Here is a 15,568-nt window from a genome sequence, read left to right on the forward strand (position 1 = left end):
GAACAGCCCCGACCGGCGAGCGATCACCGCAACGCCGCTACCGGCTTCATAACCATGGGAGCAGCCGCGGAGCCGGCGTGCGTGCAATGGATGCGGCAATGGGCTGCGCCTTCTTGAGAAACTCATAGAAACCGCCAGCGCCGGCCGCCACGTCCTCCAGCTCGTCATCGGACAACTGACTGGGCCGCACGGGAATGACCCAATGCGCCTGTGACGGGCTGTCTTCCAGCACCACCAGCTGCAGCCCCGTGGGTACGTTCAACCCCTCGGCCTTCAGCACCTTGGCAGGATCCGCGAGCAGTTGGGCCTTGTAGTTGGCATCCATCCAGCACTTGGCAATGATCTGGGACAAGACGGACTCCAGTGTCATCTCGCTCATCATGTTCCTTTCGTCGTTGTCTATCCATACGAGCCAGTGTCATGTGAACGCCGCCTATCGAATGTCAGACAGCGCAACACATCAGCAGATCACAGCTGCTTTAGCGGAGGAAAAAGGGAAAACCAGGGACCGGGAAAGGGAAAGGTTGCTGCTGCGGCGGCAAAGCCCCCCGAAGCAACTGGTCGAATATTCCGCCTCCAGCCAGACCGTCCAGCATCTCGTCCGACAGCTCAGCCGGGCGCGCTGGAATGACCAGGTGCACGGTTTGCGCCGTGTCTTCTACGGCACGCAGCGCAACACCCTGCGGCACGGGCAGCCCCTCGGCCTGGAGCACAGCAACTGGATCGGCCAGCAGGCGGGTCTTGAAAGCGGCATCCGTCCAGCAGCGGGCGATGATACGGCCCAGTGCCTGCTCATGTGCATTCTGATTTTTGGTCATCATTTCTCCTTCTAAGTTGAGGTTGTCAGGTGGCAGCGGCTGGTCTTGCAACCTGCCATCTGGGTCCAAGTCGCGCCCCCAGACCACCGGGTTTTCATTTCATGAGTAACCGCATGGCGCAGAAAGTTCTGCCCCTGCTGGCGCAACACCGGCGTACCGGCTCAGGCCTTCGGATGTGGGAAGTACTTGGCCATCCAGATGGCGGCCAGGTGATCTTTCATGACATCCCGGCCCGTGCCGGGTGCCGATGGCGCTGTGCCGGCGCCCACGACCTTATCCAGCATCTGGTCCGACAGGCCGGCTGGCCGTGCCGGGATCACCAGATGCATCACTTGGGTCGTGTTCTCCAACACGCGTAGCTGCACGCCCTCTGGCACCGACACGCCTGCAGCATGCAAGACGGTCACGGGGTCGGTCAGCAGCTTGGCCTTGTAGCTTGCATCAGACCAGCACCGGGCCATGATCTGGTCCATGGGCTGCGGCTGTTCATGTGAGGGCATTCAGGTTTCCTCAGACTTTCCAATGGACAAGGCCTGCCAAGAACTCGCGAAGCAGGCTACGAAATGCGGCGCAGACTGGACAGCAACTGTGCATTCTGCTTTCGAACCTCTGCAGCCACCAGGTTTTCCAAGCGATCACGGATGGGAGGAAGGCCGGGAACACCGGGCGACGTCAAACTGGGCATGGCAGGGATGAGCCCCTCGAACTGCCCACCCGCGACGGCATCCAACGCTGCATCCGACAGCTCGCTCGGCCGGGTCGGGATGACCCAATGCATCAGTTCAGGACTGTCTTCAAGCACTCTGATTTGCAGACCTTCGGGCAAGTCAAACCCCTGCGCCGTGAGCACTGCCACCGGGTCGGCCAGCAACTGGGCTTTGAAGGCAGCATCGGTCCAGCACCGAGCCAAAATCTGATGCATTTTTTGATTCATGTTGTCCTGATCCATGAAGCGTCCTTTTAATGCAATGGGTGTTACAGATTCACCACCGGTTTGACCGGCTTCGCGATGTAGCGCTCCAGGAAACCGAGCCATCCGCTGGAGAGTTGCGGCGCCGTCACATCGGGCAGCAAGCTACCCAGACGCCCACCACCGGCCACCGCTTCCAAGGCATCATCTGACACCTCATTCGGACGGGCCGGGATGACCCAGTGCACGACCTGATCAGTGTCTTCCACCACACGCACCTGCACACCGGCGGGCACTTCCAACCCTTGTGCGTTGAGAACGGCCACCGGGTCGGCCAGCAGTTGGACTTTGAAAGCTGCATCGGCCCAGCAGCGGGTCAGGATCTGGCTCATTTTTTGGTTTTGTGTCTCGATATTCATGGTTCCTGCCTTCAAAAGAATGCCTGTGCCTCACCCGACGCACCGGGCTACAGGGTCAGAGGCGCGGTTTGTGTTTGGTCGACGCCAGCAACTGATCACGCAAGCTTGCGCCACCGGCAGCGGCATCCAGCGCTTCGTCAGTCAACTCGGCCGGGCGGGCAGGGATGACCAGGTACGACAGCGCGGCGGAGTTTTCCAGTACACAGAGTTCCACGCCCTGCGGCATCGACAGGCCCTCGGCCTTGAACACCTCGACCGGATCGGCCAACAGCTTGGTCTTGAACGCCGTGTCCGACCAGCACTTGGCAATGATCTGGTTCAACTTCTGAATTTGTATTTCCTGCTTCATCGTCTTTTCTTTTCAAAGGTTTTCAGGGTTCCCGGGATGCCGCGGTTCACCGCTGCCATGGGTATGGCATCCGATAGATGGGGTTCGCCAATTGCGCAGCCGAATCCCCCGTCTGTTTCACGTTGGTCTGTGCCACGCTGTCAACAATCTGCGCGTTCAGACGCTGCCCACCGGCCAACGCGTCCAGTTGCACATCAGACAAACCAGCAGGCGATATGGGAATCACCAAGTGCCGCACCTGCTCGGTGTCGGCCAGGACCTGCAACTGCAGCCCGCCCGGCACCTCGACGCCCAACGATTGCAGTGCCGCCACCGGGTCCGACATCAAACGCGCCTTGAATGAGGCATCGGACCAGCACTTGGCAATGATCTGGCCCAGTGTCTGTTCATGTGTGTCTTGCTGCATGGTTTTCCTGGTCTGGTTTCGGTATTGCGGGAAACGGATCTGCCTCAACGGGCATACACCTCATACGTCTCGGTCCAGTCGATCGCCGTCCGGTTAAAAGGATTGAAGGAGGTCCATACCACTGACGCCTGGTTGCGGGTCCCGACAGGCTTGGACGCAACCAGGAAATAAGAACCCGACACGACTGGATGGGGGGAAACGGAAATCGTCATGCCACCAGCGACTTGATCGAGCTCGTCATCGGACAGATCCATCGGCCGGGCGGGAAGCACCCAGTGCACACACTGCGGCGTGTCTTCCACCACCTCGAGCCGCAGGCCGGCCGGCACCGCCAGGCCTTCGGCCTGCAGCACGGCCGCCGGGTCGGCCCGCAATTTGGCCTTGAAAGCGGAATCAGACCAGCATTTGGCAATGATCTGGGCCATCTTCTGACTCTGGGCTTCCTGGTTCATAGAGCATCCTTCGCTTGACTGTTACCGCATGAGTAACCGATCCGCGGGAAAAGTTCGCGCAGAGAAGCCTTGGGCCAGGACCGCCCCCAGACGCGCAATTGATATGCACACATTTGAACCATTCGCCCAGACCCATGTTGCACACAGGTGCATCCAACGCCAGATGGCACCGCCGCAGTGCAGCAGGACCGCCCAAGTCGATGCGCGCCTGCACCAAAGGTGGCACGACGCTTGCATTTATCCAGACACAACAAACCGTCGTCAGCTGGCCCATGCACCGCATGTCGCGGCGCCTGCGGTCAGGCTACCAACCTGCTGGAACCCTCCATGTCACACATACAGCGCCTTCACCTTTCGCACAAGTTCCTGATCCTGGGTCTCCTGGCCCTGTTCATGGCGGCTATACCCACCACGCTGTACGTTCATGGCGTACTGGATGACATCGCCAAGACCCGGCGGGAAATCGATGGAACGGCACCGGTCATCGCTCTGCAGAAAGTGGTTCAGCTCATGCAACAGCACCGAGGACTGTCGGCCGGCATGCTCAGCGGCAACGAAGCCCTGGCCGCACGCCGCCCCGGTTTGGCGGCTGCGCTGGCCAAAGCCATGCAGGCGGTGGACGCGCGCCTGACATCGCGCGGTGCCTCCGCGTCCACGACTGCGGCTTGGGGCGATCTCAAGAAGCGCTGGGCTGATCTGGAGCAGCTCGTTGCCAACCGGCAACTTAAGACGGCAGAAAGCACCCAGCAGCACACCCGGCTGATTGCATCGTTGATGCTGCTCAGCGAAACCCTGCTGGACGACTACAACCTGGCCCAAGACGCGGGGGAAGACACCAGTGCCTTGATCCAGGGCACGCTGGTGCATGTGCCCCACCTGGCCGAGAAACTGGGCGTCATGCGTGCGCAAGGCGCAGGCGTGCTGACTCAGGGCAACCTGTCCCCGGAAGGCCGTGCCACGCTGGTGGCGCTGCAGCAGCGCATCCACGAGCTGTATGGCGACACCACCCGCGCCCTGGACAAGGCCACCCGCATCAATTCTGGCCTGAAAACCGCCCTGGGTTCGCGTGTCGATGACATGAAGGCGCGCGTCGGCAAGACAATGGCACTCGCCGACAAGGAACTCATTTCGGCCAGCCAACTGACGTTGCCCGCCCCGGCGTATTTCGACGAATTCACCCACACCATCGACAGTCTTTTCGAATTCAACGCGGTCGCCATGCAACAACTGGTGGATCAGTTGGAAACGCGCGCCGCTGCGGAACGTCAGGACATGGCTCTGACACTGGGCCTGCTGCTGTTCGGCATGGCCGCGGCCATTGCCCTGGCCACGGCGTTTGTACGCAGCATCACCCGGCCCATCGACGAAGCCATTGCCGTGGCCCGTTCCGTGGCGGAAGGCGACCTCGGCATGCCGGTGCAGGTGGTCGGCAACAACGAAATCGCGCAGCTGATGGCGGCGCTGCACAGCATGCAGCAAAGCCTGGTGCAAGTGGTCGCCACCGTCCGGCAAGGCTCGGAGTCGGTGGCCACCGCCAGCGCGGAAATCGCCCAGGGCAACCAGGACCTGAGCGCACGCACTGAAAGCCAGGCCAGCGCCCTGCAGCAAACCGCCGCCTCGATGGAACAACTCAGCGCCACCGTGAAACACAACGCCGATAGCGCCCAACAGGCCAATCAGCTGGCACATGCGGCCAGCACCGTGGCCATGAAAGGCGGCGAGGTCGTGGCCCAGGTGGTCGGCACCATGAAAGGCATCAATGACTCGAGCCATCAGATCGCGGACATCATCAACGTGATCGACGGCATCGCTTTCCAGACCAACATCCTGGCGCTGAATGCTGCGGTGGAAGCCGCCCGCGCCGGGGAGCAAGGCCGTGGTTTTGCCGTGGTGGCCAGCGAAGTCCGCTCATTGGCCAGCCGCAGCGCCGAGGCGGCCAAAGAGATCAAGAACCTCATCACCGCCAGCGTCAACCGGGTGGAGCAAGGCAGCACCCTGGTCGACCAGGCCGGCAACACCATGACCGAGGTGGTCACCAGCATCCGCCGTGTGGCCGACATCATGGGAGAGATCAGTGCGGCCAGCGCCGAGCAAAGCGCCGGCATGGCGCAGGTGGACCAGGCCGTGTCGCAGATGGATCAGGCCACGCAGCAGAACGCCGCCCTGGTGGAAGAAAGCTCTGCCGCTGCGGCCAGCCTCAGGTCTCAGACCCAGGACCTGATGCACGCAGTGAGTGTTTTCAAGTTCAATACCGGCGCCGTGCGCCTGCCCTCTCCCGCAAGGCATGCGGCACTCGCGCTTTGAAAGTACAAAAGCCACCATCCGTCGGTTGCCAGCCCAAGTCCCCATCGGTGCCAAGCGCAAAACACGCGGCCGGTGGCGATGGAGGCTGGCGGATCGGATGATTCTGGAAGGAGATTCAACAGGAACCATATTGCTTGATGTCATCAACAGACCGCCACGGACCAAGTCTCCCCGAGGTAAATGAGCGCCTTTTGTACCCCCTAAAATAGGCCCACCAACGGCCCATAGCTTCAGCTCCGGCCCATCTGAACAAAAGCAAAAGCAAGAGGTACTGATGACACGGAGCACGACAGGTACGCGAACCACGCGTGCAAAAGGCTGGGCGCAAGCCCTGTCTGCACCGATCTTTTTTCGGTACCTCATCCTGGCCTTGTGGCTGGGGCTGACCGCCCCAGCCCAGGCGGCGGATGTACCCGGTGCAGTGGATGCACTGGCGCCGCCGTCGCGCCCCCTGGGGCAGCACATGCGTCTGCTGACCGAAACCGACACCCCCTGGACCTGGCGGCCGCCCGACAGGCCTTCGCCGCGGCACAAGACCCGCCCATCCACTCGCCGGTCCTCGGCTTGGGCATCGGGCATCGCCCGGTGTGGGCGCATCTGGTGGTTGACAACCCCACTGACCAGCCTCTGAAGCGGCAGCTTGCCGTGAGCCCGAGCTGGACCGACACACTCGATGTGCACGTGGTCCACCCGACGGGCGACACCACCCATTGGCACACGGGCGATGCCTTGGCCAATGCGCCGTATCTGGACGATGCACTGGGTTATCTTTTTGAGCACAGTTTCCCGCCCGGGCGCAGCGAAGTGCTGCTGCGTTTTGCCACGCCGGACCCGATGATCGTGAACGTGCAGCTGCTCACGCCCCTCACCCTGGCGCAGCAGGCCAAGTTTGAGCACTCCAGCTACGGCGTCCTGTACGGTTTTCTGGCCGCGCTGTCGGTCCTGAACCTGATCATGTACTTTGGCCTGGGTCGGAGCAACAGCCTGTATTACGCCCTGTACCTGCTGAGTTTCGTCGCCATGAACCTGTCCTACACCGGCCGTGGCATGGCCTGGCTGTGGCCCGAGGCCCCCTACTTCCAGCGTTATGTCATCCTGGTCCTCATGGTGCTCTCGGCAACCGCGGGCCTGAAATTCGCCCGCGAGTTTCTGGCGTTGGACCAGTCAGTCCCGGCACTCGGGCGCGGCATCCAATGGGCATGCCGCGGCATCATCGCGTGGATACTGGTGACGGTCCTCTTCAACTGGCACGCCACCGCCGTCTACACGGCGTTTCTGGCGAGCGGCATTTTTTCGGTGGCCTTGGTCCCGATCGGCATCCTGGCTCAGCGGCGCGGTCAGGCCGCCGCCGGGTATTTCCTGGCCTCGGGCATCGCCTCAGCCATCGGGCTGTGTGCCACCACCTTTTCCGTCTGGGGCCTCTTGCCCTTCACCCCCTGGACCTACCGCGGCGTGGAGATGGGCACCATGGCCGAAGCCCTGTTGCTGCAGCTGGCACTGGTGCAGTTCATTCGGGCGCAGATGCTCAAACGCCTCGATGCCGAGCGCGATGCACGCGTGGACGCCTTGACCCAACTGGCCAACCGGCGCGGTTTTCTGGAACAGGCCGAAACGGCCTATGGCCTGGCCGTGCGACACCAGCGGCCCCTGGCTGCGGTCATTCTGGACATTGATCTCTTCAAGGCCATCAACGACGGGCATGGCCACGCCATCGGCGACGCGGTGCTGGTCAAAGTCGGCCAGACCCTGACCCGCCTGACGCGCAACGGTGACTGCGTGGCGCGCTGGGGTGGCGAAGAATTCATCATGCTGCTGCCAGAAACCGACCTGACAACCGCCACCCAGTTTGCAGAGCGGATTCGCTGTGCACTGGAGGAGATGGTGGTCATTGCCAAGGATGAAGTGCGCGTGCAGATCACGGCCAGTTTCGGTGTCGCCCAGCTGAAGCCGGATCAGTCCCTGGAGAAACTGATCACCGCCGCGGACGATGCGCTGTACAGCGTGAAGCAATCGGGCCGCAATCGGGTGGCGCACGCCGACTGATGCCCCGGGGCCGTGCCGGCCAGCCCGGTGGCGCTTGGTTTCTCAGTGGGCGATTTCGAAGTCGATGAAACCGCGCTCCACAGAAGTGGAAACCAGCTTCACGCGCAAGGGCTGCCCCACATGGAGTTCCGGCAGATCGCCCCGGAGCCGGCCCTCGGCTGGCGGCTCGAAAATGCGCACCCAGGTGCCGCTGGGGTTGATGCCCGTCACCAGCGCCTCGAAGCGCTGGCCGATATGCGAGTGCAGCAGCAGCGCCGCTTCCGACTTGCGCAACTGCCGCTCCACCTTCTGTGCCGCGTCTTCCTGTGCGGTGCAGTGGGCCGCCAGTTCAATCAACTCGGCGTTGGTGTACGGCGGCTTCTCACCGGCCAGTGCGGCCTTGATCAGGCGCTGCGTGATGAGGTCGGGGTAGCGGCGGTTCGGCGCCGTGGAATGCATGTAGTCCTGCACCGCCAGACCGAAGTGGCCGATCGGTTCCCCCTGCGGCCGCTCCACCACATACTCGCCCGAGCCCATGAGCTTGACGATGACCAGCGACAGGTCAGGAAAGCGCAGCGGGTCGCGCTTGTGCTGCTTGGCCAGAAAGTCTTCCAACGCCTTGGCATCGGGTTCGGTCGGCAGCGTTGCGCCGTAGTTCTTGGCCACCTCCACGATGCGCAGCCAACGCTCGGGTGAACGCACCACGCGCCGCAGCGAGACCTGGCCCTGCGCCACCAGAAAACGCGCCGTGCAGCCGTTGGTGGCAATCATCAGTTCCTCGATCAGCTGGCGCGCGCGGTTCTGCGGCTGCAGCCGGATGTCGGTGATGCGCTCGCCGTCGAACTGGGCGCGTGGCTGGAAGGTCTCGAACTCCAGCGAGCCTTCGGCGCGCCGCAGCACGCGCAGCTTCTGCGCCAGGTCGTCCTGCAGGCGCAGCTGCATGTCCATGCCCTTGATGCGGTGTGCCGCAGCGGGCAGCTCGCCCTTGGCTTCAATCCAGTCCGATACCGCGTCGTAGGCCAGTTGTGCCTTGTTGCGCACCCGGGCTCGGTAGATGCTGAAACTGGTCAGCAGACCGTCGTTGCTGAACTCCATCTCACACACCACGGCCAGGCGGTCCTGGTCAGGGTTGAGCGAGGTCAGGTCGGTACACAGGCGCTCGGGCAGCATGGGGAAAATGCGCGCCGAGGTGTAGACCGTGGTGGTGTTGATGTGCGCGTGCTGGTCAATCGGCGAACCTTTCTTCACGAGGGCATCCACATCGGCCACGGCCACGAAGATGCGTGCCCGACCATGGGGCAGCGCTTCGCCCACGGTGAGCTGGTCGAGATCACGCGAGTCGTCGTTGTCGATGGAGCACCAGGGCAGCGCGCTCAGGTCGCGGATACGGCTGTCTTCTTCATGGGCCGGGCCTTTGATCTGCGCCAGCTGCTGCTGCACCGCGGGCGGAAACTCGGGCTGCAGGCCGCGACTGAACATGGCCCAGGTGGCAAGGGTGGTCAGGTCGGTGCGGTGATGAATCAAGGCTCGGCTCATGGGTTCCCTGTTGGTTGCAACCTGGCTGGATTGTGCACCGGCGAAACACGGCCTGTGCCGGTTCACATCACACCGCCCACACAACGTCCATGCCGACCCTGCATAAAAATAATCGGCACGACATGCAAAACCAGCGTACACTCTGTCCGTTGCTGCGATTTGCTTACCTTTGCAGCACTGTTGTCTGACACACGGTCCACGGCCCTTCCCAAAGCCGCACACCGCACCCCTTCTGGCCGATACATCCGGCCCTCACGGCGTCAAACTCCCCCCAGCGGCGAGCTCATCCCCGGTCTCCATTTCCCTTTTCGACCGGACACCCCGGCAGCGGCTTTGTACCGCGACGTCCACCACCAGAAAACCAAACCAGTGGACGGTTTCCTGAATTTACCGACATGCGCCAACAGGGCCCATGCAAGCAATTGATTACGACCACATTAGAAAAAGCATTTTCGGTAGGCAAGTACCTTGTCTCCCCCCTGACCCGACGCACCGAATCGGGCCACTACGCAGCATCCGTCTCCATTCGCAGCGGCCGCGGCAGCGGCACGCATGACCGCGTGTTCCGCTTCGTGCCGCACTTCCCCACCGAGGAAGGCGCACTGCAATACGCCATCGCCGAAGGCCACAGCTGGCTGCAGCAGCGCCACGGCGGCGCCATTGCCTGAGCCCCATTCACTTTCATACATCACAAGGAGCCCGCCATGGCCAAGGAAGAACTGATTGAAATGCAAGGCAAGGTCGATGAGGTGCTGCCCGATTCGCGCTTTCGTGTCACGCTGGACAACGGGCACAGCCTGATTGCCTATACCGGCGGCAAGATGCGCAAGCACCACATCCGTATCCTGGCGGGCGACAAGGTGTCGCTGGAGCTTTCGCCCTACGACCTGGGCAAAGGCCGCATTACCTTCCGCCACCTGGAGCCCCGCTCCGGCGGTGCACCATCGCAAGCGCGACGCACCTTCCGCTGAACCTGATTCTTTGATGGTTTTTTAAACCAAGACCGTCATTCCCCCGCGTTGCGAGTTTCCTTGAAACCGTGAACGCTTTACTTGAAAGGTCCCAAAAATGGGCAACAAACTTTACGTCGGCAACCTCTCCTATTCGGTGCGCGACAACGACCTGCAACAACACTTCGGTGCCTACGGCGACGTGCAGTCGGCCAAGGTGATGATGGACCGCGACAGCGGCCGCTCCAAGGGCTTCGGCTTCGTGGAGATGTCTTCCGACGCAGAAGCCAAGGCAGCCATCACCGGCATGCACGGCCAGAACGTTGACGGCCGCGACATGGTGGTCAATGAAGCCCGTCCGATGGAGCCGCGCACTGGCGGCTTCGGCGGTGGCCGTCGCGAAGGCGGCGGTGGCGGCTATGGTGGTGGCAACCGTTACTGAAGTCTGAACTTCAGCTGAAAACCGGCCTTCGGGTCGGTTTTTTTATGCCCAAAACATGGCAACGGGTTGCATGAGCCCAACGTCGCCATGGCATTGCATAGGCTGGCGTACAATCCCGCCCCGTCAGGAGAGAGTTTTCACATCGAGAACCGCCGAAGGCGCAGGATGGCTGATTGCAGCGGTCTGAACGCTCAGGCAAAAGGACTGACGAACGCCCACTGGCAGCGATGCCGACCGGCGTCTCCCCACTGGAGAGAGGCTGCATGCAATGCAGTCCACCGAAGGAGCAAACCGCAGCACGTGCCACCCCTGACGCGGCCCGGTGAATCTCTCAGGTAAAGCGGACAGCGGGGGCAGCCCATGGCCCGGACATTGGTTCTGGTCGTGGTTTCCAATGCCCCTGGAGTTTTGCTTTGTCGAGCCCTGACCAGAACCTGCTTCACACCCCGCTGTACGACCTGCACCTGTCCTTGGGCGCCCGCATGGTGCCCTTTGCCGGCTACGCCATGCCGGTGCAGTACCCGGCCGGACTGATGGCCGAGCACCACCACACCCGCACCGCTGCCAGCCTGTTCGACGTCTCGCATATGGGCCAGTTGCGCCTGGTGGGGCCTGATTCAGCGGCCGCCTTTGAAACCCTGATCCCGGTCGACGTGCAAGGCCTGGCCGTGGGCAAGCAACGCTACGGCATGCTGCTGAATGAGACTGGCGGCATCCTCGACGACCTGATGTTCGTCAACCGGGGTGCTGACATCTTCGTCATCGTCAATGGCGCCTGCAAAGTGGGTGACATCACCCACATCCAGGCCCGCATCGGCCAACGCTGCCAGGTCATTCCCATGCCGGAGCGTGCCCTGCTGGCGCTGCAGGGGCCGCAGGCGGTGGCCGCGCTGCAGCGCCTGTGCCCTGGTGTGGAAAAGCTGGTCTTCATGAGCGGCGGGCACTTTCACGTCAGGCACTCGGCGCAGGACATCGAGTGTTTCATCACCCGCAGCGGCTACACCGGCGAAGATGGCTTCGAGATTTCCGTGCACGAGATGCAGGCCGAGGCGCTGGCCCACCTGCTGCTGGCGCAGCCGGAGGTAAAACCTGCGGGACTCGGCGCGCGCAACTCCCTGCGTCTGGAAGCTGGCCTGTGCCTCTATGGCAACGACATCGACACCAGCACCACGCCCATCGAAGCCGGCCTGAACTGGGCCATCCAGAAAGTGCGCCGCAGCGGTGGCGCCCGTGCTGGCGGCTTCCCCGGCGCCGACAAGGTGCTCGCGCAGCTGGATACCCCGGCCTCTCTCACACGCCAGCGTGTCGGCCTGATCGGGCTGGAGCGTGTGCCGGTGCGTGAACACGTGGAACTGCAAGACCTGGCTGGCCAGCGCGTGGGAGAAGTCAGCAGTGGCCTGCTGTCGCCCACCCTGGACAAGCCGGTGGCCATGGCCTATGTGACGGCACAATGTGCGGCGGTGGGCACCCGGCTGAACGCCATCGTGCGCGGCAAGCCGGTGGCGATGGAAGTGTCGGTCATGCCCTTTGTACCGAACCGCTATTACCGTGGCTGAGCACCTTTACTCACGCGCCAACTGATTTTTTGGAGATGACAGCATGATCAAGTACACCGAAGACCACGAGTGGCTCAAGGTCGAGGGCAACACCGCCGTGGTGGGCATCACGGTCCATGCGCAGGACGCACTGGGCGACGTGGTGTTCGTCGACCTGCCCGAAGTGGGCAAGACGCTGGCGCAGAAAGACGTGGCCGGCGTGGTGGAGTCCGTCAAGGCCGCGGCCGACGTGTACATGCCGGTCTCGGGTGAAGTGACTGAGGTGAACGAAGCCCTGCGCGCTGACCCGTCGCTGGCCAACAGCGACCCGCTGGGCGCCGGCTGGTTCTTCAAGGTCAAGCTGTCCGACGCCTCGCAACTTGATGCGCTGCTGGATGAGACGGCCTACACCGAGCTCACCAAGAACGCCTGACCGCTGATGCGCGGCTGTGACGCAACGCCCAGCAGCCCGCTCACAACGCCTCTTTGTTTTTTGAAACCAGATCGTCTCTGACGAGGAAGAACCACGACCATGTCCGCAGCCCGCCCCTTGCGCGAACTCGAAAACGCCACCGAATTCCTGGCCCGCCACATCGGCATTTCGTCCGAGGACGAGGCCCGCATGCTGCAGGCCGTGGGCTCGGCCTCGCGCCGTGAGTTGATCGACGGCATCGTGCCGCGTTCGATTGCGCGCGCCAGCGCCATGGACCTGCCAGCACCGGTGACGGAAGCCGCCGCGCTGGCCGAACTGAAGGCGATTGCAGCGAAGAACCAGGTGGCCAAGAGCTTCATCGGCCAGGGTTATTACGGCACGCACACGCCGGGCGTCATCCTGCGCAACATCCTGGAGAACCCGGCCTGGTACACCGCCTACACGCCCTACCAGGCCGAGATCAGCCAGGGCCGCATGGAAGCGCTGGTGAACTTCCAGACCATGGTGTGCGACCTCACCGGCATGCCGATTGCCAACGCCTCCATGCTGGACGAAGCCACCGCCGCCGCCGAAGCCATGACACTCGCCAAGCGCAGCGTGAAAAGCAAGAGCCATGTGTTCCTGGTGGATGCCGACTGCCACCCACAAACGATCGAAGTCATCCGCACCCGCGCCGAACCGCTGGGCATTGAGGTGCGCGTGGGCGCGCTGGCCGAGCTGATGGCCGCGGACGACTACTTCGCCGTGCTGGCCCAATACCCCGGCAGCAGTGGCGCCGTACCCAATCTGCGCGGCCTGGCCGAGCAGGTGCACGCGCAGCAGGCCGCCCTGTGCGTGGCGGCCGACCTGCTGGCGCTCACGCTCCTGCTGCCGCCGGGTGAATTCGGTGCCGACATCGTGCTCGGCAGCACGCAGCGCTTCGGCATGCCCATGGGCAACGGCGGCCCGCACGCCGCCTACCTGGCTTGCCGCGACGACTACAAGCGCTCCCTGCCCGGCCGTCTGGTGGGCGTGAGCGTGGACGTGCACGGCCGCCCGGCCTACCGCCTGGCGCTGCAGACGCGCGAGCAGCACATCCGGCGCGAGAAGGCCACCTCCAACATCTGCACCGCGCAGGTGCTGCCGGCCGTGATGGCCAGCATGTACGCCGTCTACCACGGCCCGCAGGGTCTGACGCGCATTGCCGAGCGCGTGGCCACCTTCACCGCCATCCTGGCGCGCGGGCTGCAGGCGCTGGGCTACACACTGACGCATGCCACGGCGTTCGACACCGTCACCGTACAGACTGGAGATGCTACTAATTTGATAGCTGGCCGCGCCGTCACGGCGGGCGCCAACCTGCGTTTTGTTTCCGAAACGTCGCTGGGCATCTCGCTCGATGAGACCACCACGCGCGACGACATCGCGCTGCTCTGGTCCGTCTTCGCCCGGGACGGCCAGGTCGTGCCGACGGTGGAAGCCTTGGAACAGAACACCGAGGCCCTGATCCCGGCCGCCCTGCGCCGCCGCAGCGCCTTCCTCTCGCACCCGGTGTTCAACACCCACCACAGCGAGACCGGCATGCTGCGCTACATCCGCCGCCTGAGCGACCTGGACCTGGCGCTGGACCGCAGCATGATCCCGCTGGGCAGCTGCACCATGAAACTCAACGCCACCAGCGAGATGATTCCCATAACCTGGCCCGAGTTTGCGCACATCCACCCCTTCGCCCCCGCATCCCAGCGCCAGGGTTATGCCGAGCTGGACGCGCAGCTGCGCGCCTGGCTGTGCCAGGCCACCGGTTACGCCGGCATCAGCCTGCAGCCCAATGCCGGCTCGCAAGGCGAGTACGCCGGCCTGCTGGCCATCCGCGCCTGGCACCAGGCGCAGGGGCAAGGCCAGCGCAACATCTGCCTCATCCCGTCTTCCGCCCACGGCACCAACCCGGCCAGCGCCCAGATGGCAGGCCTGCAGGTGGTAGTGACCGCCTGCGATGCGCAGGGCAATGTGGACCTGGCCGACCTGAAAGCCAAATGCGAGCAGTACAGCGCGCAGCTGGCCTGCGTGATGATCACCTACCCCAGCACGCACGGCGTGTTCGAAACCAGCGTAAAAGAGCTGTGCGCCCTGGTGCACCAGCACGGCGGCCGCGTTTATGTGGACGGCGCCAACATGAACGCGCTGGTAGGCGTGGCGGCGCCGGGCGAGTTCGGTGGCGACGTCAGCCACCTCAACCTGCACAAGACCTTCTGCATCCCGCACGGCGGCGGCGGCCCCGGTGTCGGCCCGGTGTGTGTGGTGGAAGACCTGGTGCCCTACCTGCCCGGCCACACCACCGGCGGCGTAGCGTCGCAGGGTGTGAGGGCTGTATCAGCCGCACCGTTGGGCAATGCCGCGGTGCTGCCGATTTCGTGGATGTACGTGCGCATGATGGGTGCCGACGGCCTGACCGCCGCCACCGAAGCCGCCATCCTGAGCGCCAACTACATCAGCGCCCGCCTGAAGGACTTCTACCCCACGCTGTACGCGAGTGAGAACGGCCATGTGGCGCACGAGTGCATCCTGGACCTGCGCCCGCTGAAAGAGAGCAGTGGTGTCAGCGCCGAGGACGTGGCCAAGCGTCTGATGGACTACGGCTTCCACGCGCCGACGCTGAGCTTCCCGGTGCCCGGCACGCTGATGGTGGAGCCCACCGAGAGCGAAACGCTGGACGAGCTGGACCGTTTTATCGACGCCATGATCGCCATCCGCCGCGAGATCGCCCGTGTGGAGCGTGGCGAGTGGCCGCAGGACGACAACCCGCTGAAGAACGCGCCGCACACGGCGGCCAGCCTGCTGAAGGCCGAATGGCCCCACGCCTACCCGCGCGAGCTGGCCGCCTTCCCGCGCGGCGAAGAACAGCAGACCAAGTACTGGCCGCCGGTAGGCCGCATCGACAACGTCTGGGGTGACCGCAACCTGTTCTGCAGTTGTGTGCCGGTGAACGAGCTGGCGCAAGAGACGCCCTGAGTTT

At 63.5% G+C, this 15,568-nt stretch carries 17 protein-coding genes and 2 riboswitches; of the genes, 8 read left to right on the top strand and 9 right to left on the bottom strand.

Annotated features, from left to right (window positions below; translation table 11 throughout):
- Positions 1–46: 46 nt before the first annotated feature.
- The 8 genes from CDE01S_RS02180 to CDE01S_RS18050 all read right to left on the bottom strand — a co-directional run bounded on the left by CDE01S_RS02180 (position 47) and on the right by CDE01S_RS18050 (position 3,354).
- Entirely contained in the window at positions 47–352 is a 306-nt protein-coding gene (locus CDE01S_RS02180) for an NHLP leader peptide family RiPP precursor (protein WP_245636088.1), read from the bottom strand.
- Between the two features lie 127 nt (positions 353–479).
- Complete coding sequence (locus tag CDE01S_RS19230; protein WP_218016490.1) at positions 480–821, bottom strand: NHLP leader peptide family RiPP precursor; 342 nt, start codon at positions 819–821, stop codon at positions 480–482.
- Positions 822–979: 158 nt separating this feature from the next.
- Positions 980–1,318: an NHLP leader peptide family RiPP precursor gene (locus tag CDE01S_RS18045; RefSeq protein WP_157077014.1), complete on the bottom strand. Its 339-nt coding sequence runs from the start codon at positions 1,316–1,318 to the stop codon at positions 980–982.
- A 56-nt stretch (positions 1,319–1,374) separates the two neighbouring features.
- Entirely contained in the window at positions 1,375–1,767 is a 393-nt protein-coding gene (locus CDE01S_RS02195) for an NHLP leader peptide family RiPP precursor (protein WP_066703058.1), read from the bottom strand.
- A gap of 26 nt (positions 1,768–1,793) precedes the next feature.
- A complete protein-coding gene (locus tag CDE01S_RS02200; RefSeq protein WP_084382642.1) occupies positions 1,794–2,147 on the bottom strand; it encodes an NHLP leader peptide family RiPP precursor in 354 nt (117 codons plus the stop codon).
- A gap of 55 nt (positions 2,148–2,202) precedes the next feature.
- Positions 2,203–2,496: an NHLP leader peptide family RiPP precursor gene (locus tag CDE01S_RS02205; RefSeq protein ID WP_066703070.1), complete on the bottom strand. Its 294-nt coding sequence runs from the start codon at positions 2,494–2,496 to the stop codon at positions 2,203–2,205.
- 46 nt (positions 2,497–2,542) lie between these two features.
- Positions 2,543–2,950 carry an NHLP leader peptide family RiPP precursor gene (locus CDE01S_RS02210; RefSeq protein ID WP_281179331.1) on the bottom strand — a complete coding sequence of 136 codons (408 nt, stop codon included), beginning with the start codon at positions 2,948–2,950 and terminating at the stop codon, positions 2,543–2,545.
- The gene (locus CDE01S_RS18050; protein WP_084382643.1) at positions 2,947–3,354 is read right to left on the bottom strand and encodes an NHLP leader peptide family RiPP precursor; all 408 of its coding nucleotides are present in this window, start codon (positions 3,352–3,354) and stop codon (positions 2,947–2,949) included. Before CDE01S_RS18050 ends, CDE01S_RS02210 begins: the two co-directional genes overlap by 4 nt.
- 327 nt (positions 3,355–3,681) lie before the next feature.
- Between CDE01S_RS18050 and CDE01S_RS19125 the strand changes: the two genes are divergently transcribed.
- On the top strand, positions 3,682–5,658 hold the full coding sequence (locus tag CDE01S_RS19125; RefSeq protein WP_066703080.1) for a methyl-accepting chemotaxis protein: 1,977 nt from the start codon (positions 3,682–3,684) through the stop codon (positions 5,656–5,658).
- Between the two features lie 372 nt (positions 5,659–6,030).
- Positions 6,031–7,701, top strand: a complete 1,671-nt coding sequence (locus CDE01S_RS02225; RefSeq protein ID WP_084382644.1) for a diguanylate cyclase — start codon at positions 6,031–6,033, stop codon at positions 7,699–7,701.
- Positions 7,702–7,743: 42 nt separating this feature from the next.
- Here CDE01S_RS02225 and CDE01S_RS02230 read toward each other — a convergent pair whose 3' ends face one another.
- A complete protein-coding gene (locus CDE01S_RS02230) occupies positions 7,744–9,216 on the bottom strand; it encodes an RNB domain-containing ribonuclease (protein ID WP_066703086.1) in 1,473 nt (490 codons plus the stop codon).
- Positions 9,217–9,638: 422 nt separating this feature from the next.
- Here CDE01S_RS02230 and CDE01S_RS02235 point away from each other — a divergent pair, with 422 nt between their 5' ends.
- The 6 genes from CDE01S_RS02235 (at position 9,639) to gcvP (ending at position 15,564) form a co-directional block, all read left to right on the top strand.
- Positions 9,639–9,884: a DUF6566 family protein gene (locus CDE01S_RS02235; RefSeq protein WP_439648660.1), complete on the top strand. Its 246-nt coding sequence runs from the start codon at positions 9,639–9,641 to the stop codon at positions 9,882–9,884.
- Positions 9,885–9,920: 36 nt separating this feature from the next.
- Positions 9,921–10,187: a translation initiation factor IF-1 gene (gene infA / locus CDE01S_RS02240; RefSeq protein WP_066703099.1), complete on the top strand. Its 267-nt coding sequence runs from the start codon at positions 9,921–9,923 to the stop codon at positions 10,185–10,187.
- A 97-nt stretch (positions 10,188–10,284) separates the two neighbouring features.
- The gene (rbp, locus tag CDE01S_RS02245; RefSeq protein ID WP_066703101.1) at positions 10,285–10,608 is read left to right on the top strand and encodes an RNA-binding regulator; all 324 of its coding nucleotides are present in this window, start codon (positions 10,285–10,287) and stop codon (positions 10,606–10,608) included.
- 114 nt (positions 10,609–10,722) lie between these two features.
- Positions 10,723–10,825: riboswitch (glycine riboswitch) on the top strand.
- A gap of 21 nt (positions 10,826–10,846) precedes the next feature.
- A riboswitch (glycine riboswitch) is annotated at positions 10,847–10,966 on the top strand.
- A 55-nt stretch (positions 10,967–11,021) separates the two neighbouring features.
- Positions 11,022–12,164 carry a glycine cleavage system aminomethyltransferase GcvT gene (gcvT, locus tag CDE01S_RS02250; protein ID WP_066703104.1) on the top strand — a complete coding sequence of 381 codons (1,143 nt, stop codon included), beginning with the start codon at positions 11,022–11,024 and terminating at the stop codon, positions 12,162–12,164.
- A gap of 43 nt (positions 12,165–12,207) precedes the next feature.
- Positions 12,208–12,576, top strand: coding sequence for a glycine cleavage system protein GcvH (gcvH, locus tag CDE01S_RS02255; protein ID WP_066703107.1), 369 nt, complete (start codon positions 12,208–12,210; stop codon positions 12,574–12,576).
- A 99-nt stretch (positions 12,577–12,675) separates the two neighbouring features.
- Positions 12,676–15,564, top strand: a complete 2,889-nt coding sequence (gcvP, locus tag CDE01S_RS02260; protein WP_066703110.1) for an aminomethyl-transferring glycine dehydrogenase — start codon at positions 12,676–12,678, stop codon at positions 15,562–15,564.
- Positions 15,565–15,568 lie beyond the last annotated feature (4 nt).

The organism is Curvibacter delicatus NBRC 14919 (assembly GCF_001592265.1).
Taxonomy (GTDB): domain Bacteria; phylum Pseudomonadota; class Gammaproteobacteria; order Burkholderiales; family Burkholderiaceae_C; genus Hylemonella; species Hylemonella delicata.

Bases quoted from the DNA above. Each gene is read 5' to 3' on its own strand.
- CDE01S_RS19230 (WP_218016490.1), bottom strand. From the start codon at position 821: ATGATGACCAAAAATCAGAATGCACATGAGCAGGCACTGGGCCGTATC.
- CDE01S_RS18045 (WP_157077014.1), bottom strand. From the start codon at position 1,318: ATGCCCTCACATGAACAGCCGCAGCCCATGGACCAGATCATGGCCCGG.
- CDE01S_RS02195 (WP_066703058.1), bottom strand. From the start codon at position 1,767: ATGGATCAGGACAACATGAATCAAAAAATGCATCAGATTTTGGCTCGG.
- CDE01S_RS02200 (WP_084382642.1), bottom strand. From the start codon at position 2,147: ATGAATATCGAGACACAAAACCAAAAAATGAGCCAGATCCTGACCCGC.
- CDE01S_RS02205 (WP_066703070.1), bottom strand. From the start codon at position 2,496: ATGAAGCAGGAAATACAAATTCAGAAGTTGAACCAGATCATTGCCAAG.
- CDE01S_RS18050 (WP_084382643.1), bottom strand. From the start codon at position 3,354: ATGAACCAGGAAGCCCAGAGTCAGAAGATGGCCCAGATCATTGCCAAA.
- CDE01S_RS19125 (WP_066703080.1), top strand. From the start codon at position 3,682: ATGTCACACATACAGCGCCTTCACCTTTCGCACAAGTTCCTGATCCTG.
- CDE01S_RS02230 (WP_066703086.1), bottom strand. From the start codon at position 9,216: ATGAGCCGAGCCTTGATTCATCACCGCACCGACCTGACCACCCTTGCC.
- infA (WP_066703099.1), top strand. From the start codon at position 9,921: ATGGCCAAGGAAGAACTGATTGAAATGCAAGGCAAGGTCGATGAGGTG.
- rbp (WP_066703101.1), top strand. From the start codon at position 10,285: ATGGGCAACAAACTTTACGTCGGCAACCTCTCCTATTCGGTGCGCGAC.
- gcvH (WP_066703107.1), top strand. From the start codon at position 12,208: ATGATCAAGTACACCGAAGACCACGAGTGGCTCAAGGTCGAGGGCAAC.
- gcvP (WP_066703110.1), top strand. From the start codon at position 12,676: ATGTCCGCAGCCCGCCCCTTGCGCGAACTCGAAAACGCCACCGAATTC.